The following is an 18,496-nucleotide window of genomic DNA, read 5'->3' as shown; positions in this document are numbered from 1 at the left end:
CCCCCGGCCCGTCGATGTATCCCGGCGTGGTGATGAAGTCCACACGCTCCGCCAGCCGCCGCTTGTCGTGCAGGGCGATTATGAGCACCCGCTTGGCCAGCAGCCCTATGGGGTTGGCCCCGCCGCTTCCCGGCAGCCGGCTCTTGGGGTTGTGGTAGTCCCCTATGACCGTGGTGTTGATGTTCCCGTATTTGTCCACCTGGCTACCGGAGAGGAAGCCCACGTCCACCTTCCCCCCCTGGAGGAACATCCCCATGACGTCGATGAGGGAGCCGATGAAGGCCGCGCCCGGGTTGAGGCAGGGGTCCCCCACGGAGAGGGCGGGGCGCTTGGGCTGGGCGTCGTACACTCCCGATTCCTGCATCATGCGGGCGTTGGGGGCGTGGGTGTACTTGGCGATGTTGGCGGCTACGCTGGGGAAGCCGGTGCCCACGATGACCAGGTCCCCGTCGCGTATCTCCCTCGCCCCGCAGCAGGCCATCAGCTCGGGCTTGATGTAGTCGAGCTCGGCGGCGCTCATCGTCTCACCTCCCGCGGCCTCAGTAGGCGTAGCTCACCGGGTAGCTGTAGTCGAAGTCCGCCCACAGCCCCCGGAACTGGGCGTATCCGAACTTCTCGATGTAGTGCTGGATGTAAGCGGTGCGGTCCGCCACCCCGTAGACCCACTCCTCGAGGAAGGTCCGGAAGCCCTCCTCGGTGTTGGAGGCCTGCTGGTATAGGCTCCCGAACATGAAGTCCACGTCGTAGAAGCCCGGGGTGTAGCCGGGATGGGCCCCGAAGGGCTCCTCCACCACGGCCACCACCCGGAAGTCGGGGACGATGGTCCGCGAGGGGTCCTTGCCGATGACCTCGCGGGAGACGATCCTCTCGCAGGTGACGATGACCTTCTCCGCCGCGTTGGCCCCCCACTTGCAGTCGCCCTCGATGCCCCACACCTGGGCGTTGCCGTTCTCGTCCGCCTGCTGCACGTGGATGATGGCCACGTCCGGCTTCAGGGCCGGCACCACCAGGGTGGGGGTGCCGTCGAAGGGGTTCTCGATGATCTTGTACTTGCTCTCCCCCATGAAGGACTTGACGTTGAGGAGGTCCGAGCCCACCATGTCCTTCACCGGGATGAAGGGCATGCCCAGGGCGCCGGCCATGAGCATCATGGGCAGGGATAGGTTAGTATATTCTTCCAATTCGATCTTGTGGGGTATGCCCTTCTCCAGGGACCGCCGGAAGCACCTCCCCAGGCCGTAGACCCCCAAAGAGAGGAAGGTGGCGATGAAGCGCTTAACCAGCCCCGCGCCTATGAGCATGTCGAAGTCGTCGGCGGCGTTGCTGCGGGTGATGGTCAGGTCCTTCTTGCCCTGGCGGATTATCTCGTGGATGGCGGCGAAGGGCGTGCGGCAGATGTAGCCGCCGATGAACAGGAAGTCCCCGTCGTGGACGAACCGCTCGATGGCCTCCTTCATGGTCATTACCTTGCTCATCCCCCACCTCCTCCGCTTCCCGTCGCTTGGCTCGCCTCCCCGGCCTCAAAGCCGGTACTCGTAGCGTCCGATTATCTCCTCCTGGGCGGTGTCGCTCAGGTTGACGAAGACCACGGAGTATCCGCTGATGCGCACCACCAGGTCCCGGTACTTGTCCGGCTCGGCCTGGGCCTTCCGAAGCGTCTCCGTGTCCACGGTGTTGAACTGCACCTGCAGACCGCCCCTCTCGAAGTAGCCGCGCACCAGGTCCAGGAGCTTCTCGGGCTCCGTGCGGCTGCCCGGGAAGCGCATGTTCAGGTTGGCCCCGTTGTAAAGGCGCTGCAGGGGCAGCTTGGTCACGGAGTTCATCACCGCCGTGGGTCCCGCCGTGGCGCACCCGTTGGAGGGGGTCAGGCCGTTCCCCAGCGGGTCCCCGGCGAAGCGCCCGTCGGGGGTGGCCCCGGTGAAGGACCCCATGGCCAGGTGGAACCCCACGGAGAAGACCCCCGGCCAGAAGGCCCCGCCGCGGTAGTTGGTATATCCTTTCAGAAGGTCGCAGAAGAGGTTCAGCACCCGCGCGGCCATGGCGTCCGGCTCGTCGAGGTCGTTCCCGTACTTGGGCACCTTGAGGAGCAGGTACTTGCGCTGCTCCTCGGCGTCCATCCAGTCCGTGGCCAGCCACTCCGAGAGCTCCCTGAGGGAGGACCTCCCCTCCTCGAAGACGGCCTTCTTCACCGCGTACAGGCTGTCCGCGGTGTTGGAGAAGCCCATGAGCTGTACCCCGGTGGAGTTGTAAACCGCCCCTCCTCGGGTGAGGTCCATCCCCTTCTCCAGGGGGCCCCTTATCATGGCCGAGGCGAACGGCGAGGGTAGCATCTCCCCGATGGCCGTGTCCAGGGCCCACATGCCCTTGACCATCTGTCCCAGAAAGTGGGACATCTGGGCCCGGAAGGCCTCCCATACCTGTTCGAAGTCGGTGAAGCCCGAGGGGTCCCCGGTCTCGATGCCCGACTTGAGCCCGAAGATGTTGTCCACCCCGTTGGAGAGGGCGAACTCCACGCACTTCGCGCCGTTGAACTGCACGGCGAAGGTGGACCCGAAGGTCTTCCCCTGCGCGTTGGGCTCCACGCACCCCACCAGGGCGTAATCCCGGGCGTCCTCCGGGGAGTGCCCGGCTCGGGTGAGCATGGGCACCACGGCGTCGTCGTTGAAGAGGTGCAGGGGCACCCCGTCGCGGGCGTAGCGCACGGCGCGCAGGAAGAAGTCCCGGGGCGTCTTGGAGCTCAGCCGCAGGCTGACGTTGGGCTGCACGGTGCGCACGTCGGCGAAGGCGTCCAGTGCGATGTAGCTGAGCTCGTTCGTGGCGTCCTCTCCGTCCGCGCCGACGCCCCCGATGGTCAGGTTCTGGGTGGTCTTCCCCTCCGGGCACTCCCCTCCCGGGATGAAGACCTCCTCCAGCACGTTCCATATCTCGCAGGTCTTGAGGTAGAGGAGGGAGAGTAGCTCGCGCGCCCTCTCCGGGGTTATCCGCCCTTCCTCCAGGTCCCTACGGTAGTAGGGATAGAGGTACTGGTCGATGCGGCCCAGGGAGATGGAGTTGCCGCCGCTCTCGATCTGGGCGATGAGGTGGGCGAAGTAGACGCTCTGCACCGCCTCGTGGAAGGTCTCCGCCGGGTGTTCGGGCACACGCTCGCAGACGCGGGCTATCTCCCTCAGTTCCTCGGCCCGGGCCGGGTCCCTCTCCTCCTCCGCCAGGAGGCGGGCCAGGTCGGCGTGACGGCGGGCGAAGGCCACAGCCGCCTGGAGCGAGCGGATCACCGCCTCGTAGAAGAGCCCCTTCTCTCCCTTCCTCTCCTCCTCCGGGAGCTCCTCCAGGCGCCTGCGCGCCTCGGCGGCGATGCCTCCCATCCCCAAGCGGAGGAGGGTGGGGTGGTCCATGGTGAAGTGCCCGATGCCATAGGTTATCTCCAGCATGATGGTGAAGATGTACTTGTCCATGTCCTCGGCCACGTCCGGGGGCACCAGGGACATGAAGCGCTCCTCCACCGTCCTCCCCCGCCAGAAGGGGAGGATGTCCTCCAGGAGCTCGCGCTTCTCCTCGGGAGTGATCAGGGCCCGCTGCAGCAGGCGCCGGTCGAAGTTCTCCACGTCGCCCTCCAGCCACCGGGTCTTGTTCTCCGGGAAGAGCGGGGCCCCCTTGAGCTTGGAGGTACGGCAGCCCACCACGAGTTCGCCCTCCCGGATGTTTATGGTAATATTTGCCAGTATATGCTCCAGGGCCTTGCTCATGCGGGAGAGCGGGTGCTCCTCCCAGTGCTCCCGCATGGCCTGGGTTATATAGCGCGCCCTCTCCACGCAGACCTCCTGGGGGGCCTGCACAATCCTCTCCCGTAGCCTCCTCACCCTCTCCGTGGGAGGCGACGTCACCCTCACGTCTCCTGCTCCCATCTTCCTCCCTCCTCGCCGACAGGTTCAGGATCAGAACCCGTTCATGTGTGTGGTTCCCCTAACCCCTTCCCGCTTGATTCTCCCCTCGCCTCGCCATCCGGACCGGCCTCTTCGGAGAGCGCCGCTTTCACCTGACCTCCATCCCCGCGAGGCTCGGCAGGGGGCAACCCGCAGGAATCGTCATCTTTCCGACTCATTCCCGCACGAGCTCTTTTCGCCTGGCCGATTGCTCCCCTTGCGTCGCTTCACGCCCCAGGCCTTTCTTTTCATGAGGTCGACCCGGTTGGCGACCTGGCTGGCGCCGCGGACCTTCGCCCGAAGCCTCACCTTTCCGACCCCTTCCTGTCCGAACCCCCCATCTACAGCCTTCTCCGGATTCCCGACACTCCTTCGCCTCAGACCTTTATCCTCATGAAGTTGACCAGGATGGCGTCCCGGACCCTCGTGGGAAGCCGCGCTTCTTTTCTCCTTTCCAAGCGCACCTCTCCAGCCGGATTCTCCTCCGTCTCACACCCGCCCATCAGACCTTTATCCTCATGAAGTTGACCAGGATGGCGTCCCGGACCCTCGTGGGAAGCCATTTGTTTATGGTGATGAAGAAGGAATCCCGGAAGGAGAACCGGGTGAACAGGGGCGGCTTCTCCGCCTCCAGGACCTTCACCACCATCTCCGCCGCCCTAACCGGGTCCGGCGCCGTCTTGATCAGCTCGTTGTCCCGGTCGATGAAACGCTTCACCCGCTCCCGGTAAGGGGAACCTTCGGGCGGCAGTTTGTGTATCTTGGCCGCGAATCCCGTGGACACCTGGGCGGGCTCGATGATGGCCGTGCGGATACCGAAGGGTTCCACCTCATAGCGGAAGGCCAGGATGAGCCCCTCCAGGGCGAACTTGCTGGCCGTGTACACGGACTCGAAGGGGAAGGGTATCTGCCCCACCAGGGAGGACATGGCCACCAGCTTTCCCTCGCCCCTCTCCCGCATGGAAGGGATGAAGGCCTGGAAGACGGCCGCCGCCCCGATGACGTTCACCTCCAGGCACTTCAGGGCCGCCTCCAGGTCTATCTCCTCGAAGGGCCCGAAGAAACCGATGCCCACGTTGGAGAGGACCACGTCCACTTTACCATATCTTTCCAGAACAACGTCTCTGAAGGCTCTTATCCCCGGGCGGTCGGTGATGTCCATGGTCACCAGATGGTGCCGCTCGGGGTGGCGCATCTCCCCCTTCAGGGACTCCAGCCCCTCCCCGTCCACGTCGAACCCGGCCACCGCATGACCCTTCCCGTCCAGTATCCTGGCCACCTCGCGGCCCATCCCCTGGGCAGGCCCGGTTATGACCACCACGCGTTCCATCAGATCCCCCCCTTCCTGCCGCCGCTTCTTCCCCTAGCGGGCCAACTTCTCCGCCTCCAACTCATGCGCTGTTCCGTTCCCTCCAGCGCCTCGCGTGATACGCACGAGCTCAGAGACCTCCGACAGCCGGTTCCCGCCGCTGTGTTTTGGAAGCCCTTACCATCTTCCCCGCCCCTCGCAAACCGGTCGCGCCCTCGAACGCGCTTCGCCGCTCATCGCCCGCCAGCCCCTCAGGATGATATCCTCAGCCTTAGGGAAGGCCTCCTTGCCACATCAAGTTTCAGCCCCCTTCGTATTTCCCGGGGCCCGGCTCCTCCTTCCACTTGCCACTCTCGTACCATTCCTTCATCTGCCGCATGGACTCCCGGAAATCGGGGTAGATGAAGCGGTATCCGGTAGCCTTGATTTTGGAGTTGTCCACGATGTAGTCGTCGTACAGGAAGCGAACGGCGTCATACTCCAGATCGGGTATGACCCCTTTGCGCGCCGCCCGCCATCCTTCCAGCCTGGCCGATGCCTTGACCAACCACAGCGGGAGATGCAGCCTTGGCGGCCTGGTCCCGAAGGCTTCCGCCGCCAGGAGCAGGGCCTCCTCCACCGTGGGATGGGTGTCCTCGGCGATGTTGTAGACCTGCCCGAAGCACTCCTCCCGCAGGGAGAGGTGGTAGGCGGCGGCGGCCACGTCCTCCGCCCGCACATTGGAAAGAAGCTGCCTGCCGCTTCCCGGGATGGCCATGATGGAGCTCGGCCGCGAGAAGACCTTTCCCGCCCCGTCGTTACAGCGGGGTCCGTAGACGGTGCATGGACGGATGATGATCGCCGGCAGCCCTTCCTCCATGCGCCTGAAGACCACGTCCTCGCCGTCACGCTTGCTGCGCCCGTAATCGTCGACGGGCTGACGGGGACTTTCCTCGGTGAAGGGGATCCCCTTGTAGGCCCCGTACACGTCGGTGGAAGCGACGTGCACGAAGACCTTGACCCCCTTCTCCAGGGCCAGCCGGGTGATGCGCTCCACCCCGAGCACGTTGATGGGGTAGAGCTTCTCGTAAGGTGTTGAGAAGTTGCACACCGCCCCGAAGTGGAAGACTCGGTCCACGTCCCCCTCGAAGAGGGGAGGCAAGGTCTCCTCGCTGGTGAGGTCGGCGCCCACGTATTCCACCCCCAGGCGGTCGAAGAAAGTGGTGTCCCGGCGCGGCCGCGCCGTGGCCCGCACCCTGACCCCCTGCGAGACCAGGTACTCCACCATGTGACTGCCCATAAAACCGGCGGCGCCGGTCACCAGGGTGATGCCGGAATATTCCATCGCTCCCTCCCCATCCGCGGTCCTTTCGTCCTGGAATGCCCGACCAGCCTGCGTACGAACGGTTTTCAAACCATACCCGTGCCCCTGCCCCTCGTCGCCTCGACCTCCATCCGCCCGTTCATACGAAACCGGCGGTCACTGGAGTTCATGCCTGCCGCCTCTACACCTGCGGGACAGCTCTGAGCCATGACCCTGCGGAGACCGTGAGGCCCTCAGCGGAGACCGGCTCCTCTTCCGCACCTTGCGCGGGGCGCATCTTCCGGGCATCCGTCCGCTTTCCACGCCTCCATTCGCCCAATAGTGCGGCGCCCGGCCCGATGCTCATCTCCCCGGGCCGGGTACCTCTAATCCCGCCGTTCTGCGACCGTGGAAACGGTTTCCAGGCGTTCGCCCTTTCCTCTCCCCAGAGCTTCGACGGTGCGCTCGGAAAGCTCTCGGTGGGCACGACGTAGCCATTCCAGGTAAAGGTCGTTGAACTGGACCCCCAGCTCGGCGATTAGCCTCACGTAATCGCCGTGTTTTTTCCACCTCTCGAGGTTGGCCTTGCGCCTTTCCAGTTGTTCCTCGTAGTTCTTTATCTGTTTCTCTATGATCTCCAAGGCCCTCTTGCGGTCACCGAACCCGAAGAAGACGAAGCGGAGGAGGAAGGGGTCCCGGATGAGCATTTCCCTCTCCGGTTCGGAAGCCAGCCAGCGCTCGAACTCCTCCCTCCCCGCGGGGGTGATGGAATATACCTTGCGATGTGGTCCTCCGTTGTCGGAAGGCATCACGTCCTTCATGACCACCAGTCCTTCCTCCTCCAGCTTACGGAGCGCGGTGAAGATCTGGCCGTAATTGATGGTCCACATGTGCCCGAAGTTGCGCTCGATATGCTTCTTGATGCGGTACCCGTGCATGTCCTGATAGTGCAATAGCCCCAGGACGGCGTACTTGACGGACATATTGCCCTCCTTCTTGAACTATATATTTTATATATACTAATATTTTATATAGATTTGTCAATAAAAAAACTATATCTTTTCCTACCTTTAAATTTGGCTATCAGGCCCCATGCCCGTGCGGTCGGGAAGTGAGCTCTCGTCACCGCTGTCTCTCCCGCGGATGGCGTCCAGGGCCGCCCGCGCCGCCTCCCTTACCTCCCAGTCACGGTCCTTGAGCGCGCTCTGCAGGGCGCTCGCCGCCCTCGGGTCCCCTATGCATCCCAACAGTTGGGCCGCGGCCTTGCGGACCGGGATGTGATGGTGTTTGAGGGCGGCCATCAAAGGACCCAGGGCCGGTTCACCTATCCCAAGGATCGCCTTTCCCGCGGCCTCCCTGACATTGAAGTAATAGAGGGCTTCGATGAGGGGTTTCACCGCCCAACCGTCCCCTATTTCCCCGAGCAAGGTGGCCATCCTGGCCCGCGACAAGGCGTCGCCGTCCTTGAGGGCACTGAGCACGAAGGCGTGCATCAGGGGTTCCGTGTCCGGGGAGGAATAAAACCGGCCGATCACCTCCGCCACCCTCCTCCGAACCTCGGAGTCTTCCTCCCGGAGGGCGGAGACCAGCGGCTGCATGGCCGGTGTCCCTATGCGCACCAGGGCCTCGACCGCCTCCCTGCGGACTTCCTCGTCCGGATCCTGGAGGGCGGCGATGAGTGGCTCCACCGCCTTCCGGCGCCCCGTCTGCCCCAGGGACCAGGCGGCCGCCTTGCGCACCGAGGGATGGATGTCGTGAAGCGCTTCCGCCATCACCTTTAGGGTCGAGGGCTCCCGCATGCGCCCCAGGGCTCGCACCGCCCTCTCCCTCAACACCTCGTCGGAGCAGGAGCGAATAAGGGCCATCAGGGGTGGGACGGCATGCCTGCCGAGCTCCACGACCCCCTCCCAGTCCCCGTTGAGTATGTGGTAAAGAGCTCCTTCCTCGCTGTGATCGGCCCTCCATCCCAGCTCCCGGAGGGCCTCCGCCGCCGCCGTCCGTTTTTCCCAGCTCCCGGTCTTAAGCGCCTCCCGGAGGATCCTCACCGCCTCCTCGCTCCCCAGGTCGCGGAGGGCCCGTACGGCGCTGTCCCTCACCCCATCGTCGGCATCCTCCAGGAGGGTTTCAAGGGCTCCTTCCACGCCGGGCCCGCCGCGCTTCCCGAGCTCCTTGGCCGCTTCGCCCCTGACCCTGGGGCTGGCGTCCTGAAGGTCCTCCATCAACTCTCGCAGCGAGCGGGTCACCTGGGTCTCCGTCCCGCCGTTCCCGTCTCTCGCCGCCGAGGCTTTCCCGTCTCTCGCCGCCAAGGATACGTCGCGGAGAGCCGTTTCCCTCTCCCGCTCCATCTCTCCGGCGGGAATCGCCTCGCCGCCGCTAGCCGCTCGAGCGTCCTCCCCGTTGCGGCCGGCGGCAAGCTTCCCTCCCGGGCTCCTTCCCTTATCCGCGTGATCCCTGTACTTCCTCGCCAGGCGCCCCAGTAATTCCCATCCCCGCCGTAATATCTCCCTTGTCCTCTCGCCGCTCCCGTCCATCCTGACCCTCCCTGGCCTCAACCTCGCAGTGGCACAGGAGAAGCCTTCCGAAGAGCCACACTTATCCGGACATGCCCTTAAGGCACTCCTCGAGCGGGGTTCTAACGCGGCCTTTCTACGCTGCCCTTCACAACGCCCTATAACTATAATATTACAATTCAATCCTGCGGCGGCTGGCAAGCGTTGTGACGGGGAGAGAACGTATATAATACCACTGTCATGAAGGCGCTCGAGAGGTTATGGATCGGATACGCGGGCTTCCGGGAGAGGCATCCGCGCCTGGTCTCCTGGCTTTCTCGCTACGCGATCTACCTGGTTGTCCTCTTCTTCATCATGCTCTACTGCGCCATCTCCCTCCTCAAGCACATGAACTTCCAGTCCCACGGGTGGGACCTGGGTATTTTCGACCAGCACATATGGCAGCTCTCCCGCTTCGAGTTCGGCTTCAACACGGTGAGGATGGTCCCCTCCCTATGGGGCGATCATTTTCACCCCATATTCTTCCTGGTGGTGCCGGCCTACTGGGTCTGGTCCGACGCCCGCATGCTCTTGATCTACCAGGCGGTTCTGGTGGCGCTGGGCGCCTTTCCCGTCTATTACGCCTGCCGCCAGGCCCTGCGGAGCGGCTTCTGTGCCCTGTGCCTGTCTCTTGTATACCTCTTCTTCTGGGGGACCATGGAGCTCATCTTCTTCGACTTTCACGAGCTGGCCTTCGCGGGGCCCATCCTGGCCCTGTCCTTCCTGCTCATGCAGCGGGAGAAATGGGCGGGCTACCTGCTCACCGTGCCCTTCCTGCTGATGATCAAGGAGACCATGTCCCTCCTGGTCTTCTTCCTCGGACTCTACGTCATCCTCTTCCGCCGCAAATGGTTCGAGGGCCTGACCACCTGCCTCATCGCCGCGGCATGGTTCTACTTCATCACCAAGAGGGTCATGCCCCCGCTCTCGGCGGGAGGGGACTACTTCTATTTCAAGTACTATTCCCATCTGGGGGAGAACTGGTTGGACGCCGGCAAGTACCTGCTCACCCATCCCTGGGAGCTGGTCAAGCAGACCTTCTGGCCCCTGCACAAGACCAAACTGCTCCTTTTCCTGCTGGCTCCCTTCCTCTTCCTGCCCCTCATCGGAGCCTTCTCCATAGTGGCCATACCGCCCCTCTACGAACATCTCCTCTCCAACTACTTCCCCCACTGGGAGATCCTGCGCCACTACCATGCCGTCTTCGCCCCCATATTCATCTTCGCCCTCCTTGATGCCTTTCCCCGCCTGCACCGCTGGCTCGCCCGCCGGGGCAAGGAGGTGGACTATCGGAAGATGGTCCTCGCCCTCTGCGTCATCGTCTTGGCCCTCCAGGTGCCCTTCACTCTCAGCCGTTCCACGAAGACGCTGTTCGACCCCAACTTCTACCGGCTCGACCCGCGCATGGAAAAGACCGGCTACGACATCCTGTCCATGATCCCCCCGGACGCCTCGGTGTGCGCCCAGGACCCGGTGGTGCCGCATCTCAGCCACCGGGAGCACATCTACCAGTTCGACGGCAACACCTACGGGGCGGAGTATGTCATCCTCAACAAGTTCCTCGACTGCTATCCCCTAACCGACCGCACCCTGGTCTGGGAGATCGCCAAGATGTACCGTGACCAGCGATACGAGGCCCACCGTTTCGGTTACGGATGGGTGGTCTTCACCATCAAGCCCCAGTACGACATGGACGGCAAGCTCCAGCCTTTCCCCCTCTGAGGCCGGTAACCATGCGGGCCCGTCCACGCCGGAACCTCCGCCTGGGCAAGGAGGGGCATTCCTCGCCGAGGATGCCCGGAACGGGAGGGGATCAATCCAGCCCTTTCCCCTATCCGCAGAACGCGGCTCCTGGAGTGCGCGCCTAATCGGCGGCTCCGGGCCTGCCGCCTTTAGGGGCATTCGGTGGACGTCGGGAGCCACTCATCTCAGGGCGCGAACCTGGCCGTCGCCCCGTACATGCCCACCGCCAGCGCCCCTCCACCTCCGGAGCAGACGGCCCGGTAATCCGCTCCGGCGCCGGCTGCGCTCCACGTCCTCCCGCCGTCGCCGGTGACCATAGCCGCGCAGCTACCGGCGACCCAAGCCCTCTGCGAGGAGGAAGCGCAGACGGCGCGCCAGGTGATGCGGCATCCGGGATCCAACGCCGGCCAGGTGGCGCCGCCGTCCTCGGTCTTGAGGATCACCCCGCCCTCCCCCACCGCCCACGCTTCATGGCTGTCCACCGCATACACGGCGTGAAGGCAGGCCGTCAGGCGCGAGTTCTGGGGGGTCCAGGTGGCGCCGCCGTCCTCGGTCTTGAGGATCACCCCGCCCTCCCCCACCGCCCACGCGGTATAGGGATCGGCGGCGCTGACGGCGTTGAGCGTGGCCCCGGTGCCCGACGGCTGGCGTTTCCAGGTGGCGCCGCCGTCCTCGGTCTTGAGGATCACCCCGCCCTCCCCCACCGCCCACGCGGTATAGGGATCGGCGGCGCTTATCCCCTTCAGGTCCACCGTGCTTCCCACCGGATGGCGTGCCCACGTGGTTCCCCCGTCCTCGGTCTTGAGGATCACCCCGCCCTCCCCCACCGCCCACGCGGTATAGGGATCGGCGGCGCTGACGGCGTCGAGCCTGAGGTTCGTGCCCGTTTCCACTGTCCTCCAGTTTCTGCCTGAGTCGTCCGAGACCATGACCGTCCCGTTCTCACCCACCGCGAAAGCCCTGTTCCCGGAGGCGGAGACACCCAGCAGGTGTGGTCGGCGCACCGTGAAGAGGACGGGGTCCGAAGCGGCGACGGGGGTGGTCACGGTGACCGGGACGTTTCCGGAAAGGCCTGCGGGGACCCTCACCAGGATACGCCCGTTCGACCAGTACTCGTAACTGGCTGGGCTTATCCCCCCGAAGGAGACGAAGTGAGCCGCGTCCTCGTGGTCGCCGAACCATTCTCCGACGATCTCCAGCAAGGAACCGGCGGGCCCGGAGGGAGGGTTGAGGCACCGGATGACCGGTCCGGCCAGGACGGTGTAGGACAGGGCGTTGGATTCCACACCCGAGACCACCACCTTGACCTGTAGAGGCCCGGCCGCTCCCCGGGGCACCTTGACCACCACCAGGTCATCCCTCCAGGAAAGATATTCCACGGCCCTGACCCCTCCGAAGCTCACGAAGGAACCGCCCCTTGAGGGACCGAACCCGGAACCCAGGATCCGGACCTCACTTCCGGCCGCGGCGGCCGGGGGGTCCAGGATGTCCAGGCGTGGCCTTGTTTTCGGCGGCATCGGTACAGAATGGGGTTCCGCGCTCACGCTCAACCTCAGGGGCTTGGAGGCGCCGGAAGGAGTGGTCACCCTTATCTCCACCACCGGCGGCAGGCCTCCCGGCATCCTGAACCGGATGCAATTGTTGGACCAGTATTCGTACTCCTGCACACGCGCCTTGCCCAGGGACACGAAGGAGTCGCCTCTCCCTCTCCCGAAGGCTGCCCCGGACAGAGTGACGCGCTCCCCGGGGCGACACCGCCGCGGGCTCACCCATTTCAACTTGGGAAATATTACTAATTCCTTGGGAGCAGAGACCCCCCGGGAGGTGATCACCCTGACCTCCTCGCGAACGGAGGCTTCCACCGGGACACGGACCCTTATCAGGCTGTCGGTCCAGGCTAGATATTCCGTGGCCTTCAGCCCGCCGATGGCGACCGAGGATCCCGGGCTACGTTCCCCGAAGGCCAGACCCAAGAGGGTCACCGTCCCCTCGGCCTCCACTTCGGGTGGGCTGACCATGTCCAGGCGGGGCGAAGCGCGGCGGTGGAGGATCAGTCCCCTCCAACCCACGGACCACGAGGTGTCCTTGTCCGGCGAAGCTACCCCGTGAAGGGCCTCTTCGGTTTCCGTTTCCACCCTCTCCCAGGTGAACCCGCCGTCCGAGGTACGGGCCAGAAAACCACCCTCCCCGCATATCCAGGCGTGCAGGGCATCGGGCATGGATACGCTCAGGAGTTCGGGGAGAGGACCCTCCGTCTGGAGGGTGGAACCTATATCCATTTTCTGCCAAGATGCGCCTCCGTCTCCGCTGCGCAGCAAAGTGCCTTCGTCACCGACAGCCAGGAGGACGACCGCCCCCTCAGAACGGGCACCGGAGATGGCCCTCAGGCCGGCCGGAGCGCCGGTTTCCACCCACTCCAGTTCCTGCCCTCCTTCCCTTATGCGCAGAACCCTGCCCTCGCGGCTCACGGCCCAGGCGTTGAGGGGGTCCTCCGCCCAGATCCCGGTGAGGTCGGAGCCTTCACCGTTATCCAACCGGTACCAGGTGTAACCTTCATCGAACGTGCGGAGGAGCACTCCCCTGCGACCCACGGCCCAGGCGCTCTTCCCGTCCACGGCGTAGAGGTCGAGGAGGTCGTAGGCCGTGTGTGAGAGCTGTTCTTCCCAACTCCTCCCGCCGTTCCAGCTGCGGAGTACGGCACCCTCCCTGCCCGCCGCCCACACGTTCCGGGCGTCGGAGGCGGACACGGCGTTGAGGTCCTTGGCGGTTCCCGGGCTCGCCTCCGACCAGGTGAAGCCCCCGTCGGTCGTGACCAGGAGGGTCCCTCCTTCACCCGCCGCCCATACCGTGTCGCCGCCCGCAGCCCATACGTCCAGGAGCGTCCTCCCACGGGGCACGTATTGCGGGGCCCAGGTCCTCCCTCCGTCGCGGCTGCGTATGGCCAGGCCTTCCTCGCCCACCGCCCAGAGGTCATCACGGCCCCCGGAGAAGAGGGAGTTCATCTCCCCCTTGATCCCGGTTTCCAGCGTCTCCCAGCTCTTTCCGCCGTCCATGCTCCGGCGGAGGAAACTCCTTCCACCCACCCACACCACTCCACCCTCCGCGGCGCACAAGGCGCGGGGGGCGGATTCCACACCCGTGTCCACGGCGGACCACGACAGATCGACCCTCGAAAGAGTCCTCCTCCCCGGCGCCCCGGATTCCCTGGCCTCACCGTCCGCCGAGCCTTCACCATCCGCCGAGAAGACGAGGTCCGCCCTGGTGAGCATCCCCGCATCTCCGAGGGCGTAGATCTTGCCCCCTTCTCCCTCCACCACCACGGCCATGGCGATCACGTGGTCGGCGGTGGCGGAGTCCTGGAGGTGCCAGGTGCGACCGCCGTCCGGCGTCAGGAATATGGTGCCGTTCTCCCCCGCAACGAGGGCCGTATCCCGGTCCAGTGCCGCAACGCAGCGCAGTTGATTTTGGTTTCCGGGATCCAAGTGTTCCCAGTTTCTTCCCCCATCGGTCGTGCGCAGCACCATTGAGCCCTCGGTCACGGCCCAAGCGCAATCCCGGTCCACAGCGGTGATGTCCGTCACGTCCCGGCCGGTTCCCGTTTCCAGCAGCTCCCACCTCCATCCCCCATCCGTGGTACGCAGGACGACGCCGCGCCTTCCCGCGGCCCAGCCGCAACTCGGCCCCCCATCCTTCACGGCTGAGGATACGGCCAGGAGGTCCTCGCTCGTCCCCGCGTCACGCGGTATCCAGGTCATCCCACCGTCCTCGGTCACGTACACCGAGCCCCCGGAGCCCACCACCAAGGCGTGATCGGCATCCGCGGCGGAGACGTCTGTGAGCGCAGGCGCACCTCCCGGCAATTCCTCCAGGGCATCAGGCCGGTATCTCATGCGCGGAGCCCCCGGGGCGGGCAAAGCGCCGAGGAGAAGCAAGGAGCACATGGAAATAAAACCCAGAATAAACCCGCTACCGCGCAGGGAACCGGCAATAACCCTCATTCCCCCCGCTCCGCAATGCTTACCGGGAACCCCTTCCCTCACCTGTGCCTTCCTTTGCCCCAACAAGCTTTCCCGCATGCCTCCATGACCTCTATGCGACCCTTGTCCCGGGTAACGACATCACCCCGCTCATGACGATGTCGACCGCATGTCCTGGCCTTTCCCATCCCGCTGTTCGCCGCCGGCAAACCCGAATCGTTACTTACTATCCCAGATCATCATTATAACGATATTATCGCTTCGACCATCCTGCGCGCTGGGATTCTCCTCAAACCCGCACATCCTTTGCATGACTCGGCTATCCCATGGCCATCCTCTTCCCGATCATGTTCATTGCCACCCCCTTCCCAGTCATGTGCTCCTGCATGACTTTCGCGGAAGCGGGCTCCTCTGCCCCTCTCAAGCCGGAGAAAGGCAACCGGCACGTAAGGCTCTCTCCGTCTCAAGCGCGTCCGGCCGCCTGGATCATATTGCCGTTCGAGGCCACGGTCAGCTCTTGACCGCAGCCTGCCACATGCTCACGGAGAGGAGACGCGCACAGGTGTGGAGCATAGCGGAAGGCGTGGTCCGACCCTACCGCATACTCGTTACGGAGCGCCCTGTTGCCCGTGAGCGGTGTCGCGCAAGGCCTCCGGCCGAGAAGCGTCGAGGGGGACATGGTTTGCTTGACAATTTATGTCAGCAATCGTTAATTTAAATCTGCTTGAACGGTTCTAAGACCGGGTTGGCTTTCCGGATGGGGTTGTAAAAAAAGAGAATATACGAGAAGAAGCTTTTGAATATACGAGAAGAAGCTTTTCTCGCACGCATGAAACCGTTCGAAGGCACGTAAATAAAGCAGGGTGGTTGTCGTATCGGCACGTAGTCTCTGCTGCCGACTGTGGAACGAGGAGGGTTATGGCGCATAGAACCCTGCTGAACGCCGAGTATCCCAAATACCCACGCGGGCGCAAAAGCATGCATGATGAGAGGCCTCGAAAGCAAATGCCGATGAGGTGAAATCTTGAATGGCGCAGAAGTCGTGAGCCTCTGCCCGTAAGGACGTGGAGAGATCTCAAGGTTTTCGAGCTAATGCGAAAACATGGTTCAAGACATTGGTTTACAGAACAAACAGAGCTTGGTTTAATAAAAGGGGCTCGCGGACTCGATGCACGGCAGGAAGATTTGCCCGGTTTTAGTTTTTAAGGGGCTGGTATAGGGTATAAACGACCGGGAAGGCGAAGAGGTCGAGCACCGGGAGGGCCGGTCCGGGCATCCGGCATCAGAAGCGGTGCGCCGTGAAGAAGCGGGAGAGGTGATGGGAGTGCGAAGGATAGTCGTCATCGTCTTGGCCGTCGCTCTCGCCTCCAGCACCCTCGCCTTGGCCGCCTGGAAGATCGCCGATCTCGTGGGCGGGGAAGGCTCCGGGGAGGCGGTGAAGGAGGGTGCGGCTCCGGGTGACAGCATACGCCCCGAAAATGGAGGGGCGGGAGAAGCGGGAGAGGAAGCGCTCGCCGCGAACTCCGGTGAGGTGGAGGCCGCCGGTTATCCCACCGGGGAGAGCTTCTCACAGGATACCCCAACCATGCGTTACGTCACGGAGACCCAGCGTCACCAGAACTTCTTCATCGCTCTGGCTGAAGGTCGCATCAAGCGGCTGGACGCCATCGCCACCGATTATCAACCCCCCGGGGACCCGAACTCCTCCTACCTCTATTTCACGGTGACCACCACAGAAGGCACCAAACACAATGGGACCATGGTCCTGAAGTACGAGGGCGGGCTGTGGCGCATCGCCGCCGTGCGCCAGCTGACCGGCGAGCTGGGAGGAGGTACCAACTACGTGGTGCCCGCCAGCTTCGAGGACGACTTGGCCAGGGAGCTCGTGGAGCTGCAGGAATTCCTGACCAAGGTGGCGCAGGGCCGACTGGACTACATGGTAGTGGACTCGGTGTCCCGGCCCTCGGACACGGAGACCATCCTCACCGGGCGCGTGGTGGGTATCGGGGGCCGCATCGAACAGGCGCAGATGACCCTGCGCAAGGATTACAACATCTGGCACCTCACCAACATCGAGGGCGTCGGTGGATGATTCGGGGAAGAGGGCAGGGGTGATGAAGATGAGAAAACTGAGGAAAAAGCCGGCCGTGTACATCATCTGCTCCCTTCTCGTCGCCGGTCTTCTGACGCTTATTCCCATGATCTCCCAGGCCCACGGCTCGGCGGTCGGAGTGTCGGAGCCGGGATCCGACGCACCCCGGGACCCGCTGCACAGGCTGCCCTCCTCCCCCGAGGAGGCCCATCGGCGCCTGGCGGAAAGGGAGATATCCTGGCCGGAGCACGCCCCCGAAGGAGACTTCCGCGCCGCGGGAGTACAGGCGGGAAGCCTCAGAATCACCATCCCTTACGACACGGTGGAGGGGTTCATCACCACTCCGGAAGGAAACGTGAAGGTCGAGCTCTTCCAGAGCGACGGCGTCACCCTCAAGCAATCGGTCACCAAGGCGGCCGGCGCGGACGGGTGGTTCAAGGTCGATCTTTCGACGGGAGACATAGTCTCTGGCGACAAGGTGAAGGTCACCGACCTCGCGGCTGGGGCTCCGGTGACCGTGGACTGCACCCTCACCGGGACCCTCGACTTTTCCAACGACCGTGTTTCGGGAACCACGGCCTCCGGCAACCAGGTCACGGCTTACATCGTGGCGCCTTCAACCTATTACGCCGACGTGCCCCCTGGATTGGCGCAGGCGCAGGCCTCCGCTGGGCCCGCCGGTTCCTTCATCCTCGATTTCACGGGCCTCGACCTGAGAGCGGGCGACGCGGCCCTAGTATTTGCCGCCGATGCGGCAGGGAACACGGTGATGAACGTGGCCTCGGGTTCCGGCACGGCCCTAGTGGTCTACCCGCAGTACGACGAGGTCCTGGGTTACTACGTGCCGGGTACCTCGCTCACGGTGAGCGTAGACGGACATTCCCGGAACGCCACCACCCTCGGGGACGGTTTCTTTGAGACCTGGTTCTCCGATTACGACGTTAAGGACGGTGACGTCGTGTCCTGCAACATGGGAGGGGCGCGCAGCATAACCGTCCGTGACGTGAGCGCCAAGTGCGACCCCGCCCTCAACCGGGTGGAGGGGACCGCGCCCGGCAACCGGGCCATACGGGTGACCATGGACCCCTACGGCACGCCGGTGGTCTACGAGACCCAGAGCGATGCGTCCGGGAACTTCATCGTGAATCTGGGCACGAAGTATAGTGCCAGCGGAACCGACGTCTACAACGTGACCTGGTACGACGGCGACGGCGATGCGGTGGTCTATGAGTTCCAGACCTTCTCCTGGTACCTCGCCGAGGGGTGCACGCTGGGGGACAATTTCGACACCTTCGTCCTGGTGCAGAACCCGGGTACGGAGGATGCGGAGATAACCATGACTTTCCAGCTCACGCAGGGCACCGCACCGCATTTCTATTTCGTGCTCGGGCCCGGCCAGAGGCGCTCCGTGTGGCTGGACAAGCTGCCCGGCCTGGAAAACGCCGAGGTGTCCACCAAGGTGACCTCCCTGCGCGGCAACTGGGTGGTGGCGGAGCGCGCCGTGTACTTCAACTTCTTCGGCAAGCAGGGCGGGCACGACTCCATCGGCGCTTTGACCCCAGCAATGGAGTGGTACCTCGCCGAGGGGTGCACGCTGGGAGACAATTTCGACACCTTCGTCCTG

General features: G+C 64.1%; 12 protein-coding genes. 3 read left to right on the top strand and 9 right to left on the bottom strand.

Going from position 1 to position 18,496, the window contains the following annotated elements:
* The 8 genes from H7007_RS12115 to H7007_RS12080 form a co-directional block, all read right to left on the bottom strand.
* Positions 1 to 520: CoA-transferase subunit beta (locus tag H7007_RS12115; RefSeq protein ID WP_287155570.1), on the bottom strand; the 520-nt coding region annotated here is incomplete at its 3' end.
* A 19-nt stretch (positions 521 to 539) separates the two neighbouring features.
* Positions 540 to 1,475, bottom strand: a complete 936-nt coding sequence (locus H7007_RS12110) for a CoA transferase subunit A (RefSeq protein WP_287155569.1) — start codon at positions 1,473 to 1,475, stop codon at positions 540 to 542.
* A gap of 45 nt (positions 1,476 to 1,520) precedes the next feature.
* The gene (locus H7007_RS12105; RefSeq protein WP_287155568.1) at positions 1,521 to 3,902 is read right to left on the bottom strand and encodes a glycyl radical protein; all 2,382 of its coding nucleotides are present in this window, start codon (positions 3,900 to 3,902) and stop codon (positions 1,521 to 1,523) included.
* A gap of 395 nt (positions 3,903 to 4,297) precedes the next feature.
* Complete coding sequence (locus tag H7007_RS12100; RefSeq protein WP_287155567.1) at positions 4,298 to 4,423, bottom strand: hypothetical protein; 126 nt, start codon at positions 4,421 to 4,423, stop codon at positions 4,298 to 4,300.
* Positions 4,423 to 5,250: an SDR family NAD(P)-dependent oxidoreductase gene (locus tag H7007_RS12095; RefSeq protein ID WP_287155566.1), complete on the bottom strand. Its 828-nt coding sequence runs from the start codon at positions 5,248 to 5,250 to the stop codon at positions 4,423 to 4,425. The genes H7007_RS12100 and H7007_RS12095 overlap by 1 nt, the downstream gene beginning before the upstream one ends.
* A 280-nt stretch (positions 5,251 to 5,530) precedes the next feature.
* Entirely contained in the window at positions 5,531 to 6,553 is a 1,023-nt protein-coding gene (locus H7007_RS12090) for an NAD-dependent epimerase/dehydratase family protein (protein ID WP_287155565.1), read from the bottom strand.
* Positions 6,554 to 6,897: 344 nt separating this feature from the next.
* The gene (locus tag H7007_RS12085; RefSeq protein WP_287155564.1) at positions 6,898 to 7,494 is read right to left on the bottom strand and encodes a PadR family transcriptional regulator; all 597 of its coding nucleotides are present in this window, start codon (positions 7,492 to 7,494) and stop codon (positions 6,898 to 6,900) included.
* Between the two features lie 87 nt (positions 7,495 to 7,581).
* The gene (locus H7007_RS12080) at positions 7,582 to 9,042 is read right to left on the bottom strand and encodes a HEAT repeat domain-containing protein (RefSeq protein WP_287155563.1); all 1,461 of its coding nucleotides are present in this window, start codon (positions 9,040 to 9,042) and stop codon (positions 7,582 to 7,584) included.
* A gap of 219 nt (positions 9,043 to 9,261) precedes the next feature.
* Here H7007_RS12080 and H7007_RS12075 point away from each other — a divergent pair, with 219 nt between their 5' ends.
* Positions 9,262 to 10,782, top strand: coding sequence for a DUF2079 domain-containing protein (locus tag H7007_RS12075; protein WP_287155562.1), 1,521 nt, complete (start codon positions 9,262 to 9,264; stop codon positions 10,780 to 10,782).
* 206 nt (positions 10,783 to 10,988) lie between these two features.
* On the opposite strand, the gene H7007_RS12070 is transcribed toward H7007_RS12075, so the two are convergent.
* Positions 10,989 to 14,693: a YCF48-related protein gene (locus tag H7007_RS12070; RefSeq protein ID WP_287155561.1), complete on the bottom strand. Its 3,705-nt coding sequence runs from the start codon at positions 14,691 to 14,693 to the stop codon at positions 10,989 to 10,991.
* A 1,405-nt stretch (positions 14,694 to 16,098) separates the two neighbouring features.
* On the opposite strand from H7007_RS12070, the gene H7007_RS12065 reads away from it, so the two are divergent.
* Together H7007_RS12065 and H7007_RS12060 are read left to right on the top strand one after the other, a co-directional pair.
* Positions 16,099 to 16,872, top strand: a complete 774-nt coding sequence (locus H7007_RS12065) for a hypothetical protein (protein WP_287155560.1) — start codon at positions 16,099 to 16,101, stop codon at positions 16,870 to 16,872.
* A gap of 28 nt (positions 16,873 to 16,900) precedes the next feature.
* Positions 16,901 to 18,496: hypothetical protein (locus tag H7007_RS12060; protein WP_287155559.1), on the top strand; the 1,596-nt coding region annotated here is incomplete at its 3' end.

This window comes from Candidatus Solincola tengchongensis (assembly GCF_015711935.1).
GTDB classification, from domain to species: Bacteria; Actinomycetota; Geothermincolia; order Geothermincolales; family RBG-13-55-18; genus Solincola_A; species Solincola_A tengchongensis.
This window is presented reverse-complemented; position numbering and strand designations above follow the sequence as displayed.

Coding starts and splice junctions, on each gene's coding strand:
- H7007_RS12110 (WP_287155569.1), bottom strand. CDS start 1,475: ATGAGCAAGGTAATGACCATGAAGGAGGCCATCGAGCGGTTCGTCCAC.
- H7007_RS12105 (WP_287155568.1), bottom strand. CDS start 3,902: ATGGGAGCAGGAGACGTGAGGGTGACGTCGCCTCCCACGGAGAGGGTG.
- H7007_RS12100 (WP_287155567.1), bottom strand. CDS start 4,423: ATGGGCGGGTGTGAGACGGAGGAGAATCCGGCTGGAGAGGTGCGCTTG.
- H7007_RS12095 (WP_287155566.1), bottom strand. CDS start 5,250: ATGGAACGCGTGGTGGTCATAACCGGGCCTGCCCAGGGGATGGGCCGC.
- H7007_RS12090 (WP_287155565.1), bottom strand. CDS start 6,553: ATGGAATATTCCGGCATCACCCTGGTGACCGGCGCCGCCGGTTTTATG.
- H7007_RS12085 (WP_287155564.1), bottom strand. CDS start 7,494: ATGTCCGTCAAGTACGCCGTCCTGGGGCTATTGCACTATCAGGACATG.
- H7007_RS12080 (WP_287155563.1), bottom strand. CDS start 9,042: ATGGACGGGAGCGGCGAGAGGACAAGGGAGATATTACGGCGGGGATGG.
- H7007_RS12075 (WP_287155562.1), top strand. CDS start 9,262: ATGAAGGCGCTCGAGAGGTTATGGATCGGATACGCGGGCTTCCGGGAG.
- H7007_RS12070 (WP_287155561.1), bottom strand. CDS start 14,693: ATGAGATACCGGCCTGATGCCCTGGAGGAATTGCCGGGAGGTGCGCCT.
- H7007_RS12065 (WP_287155560.1), top strand. CDS start 16,099: ATGGGAGTGCGAAGGATAGTCGTCATCGTCTTGGCCGTCGCTCTCGCC.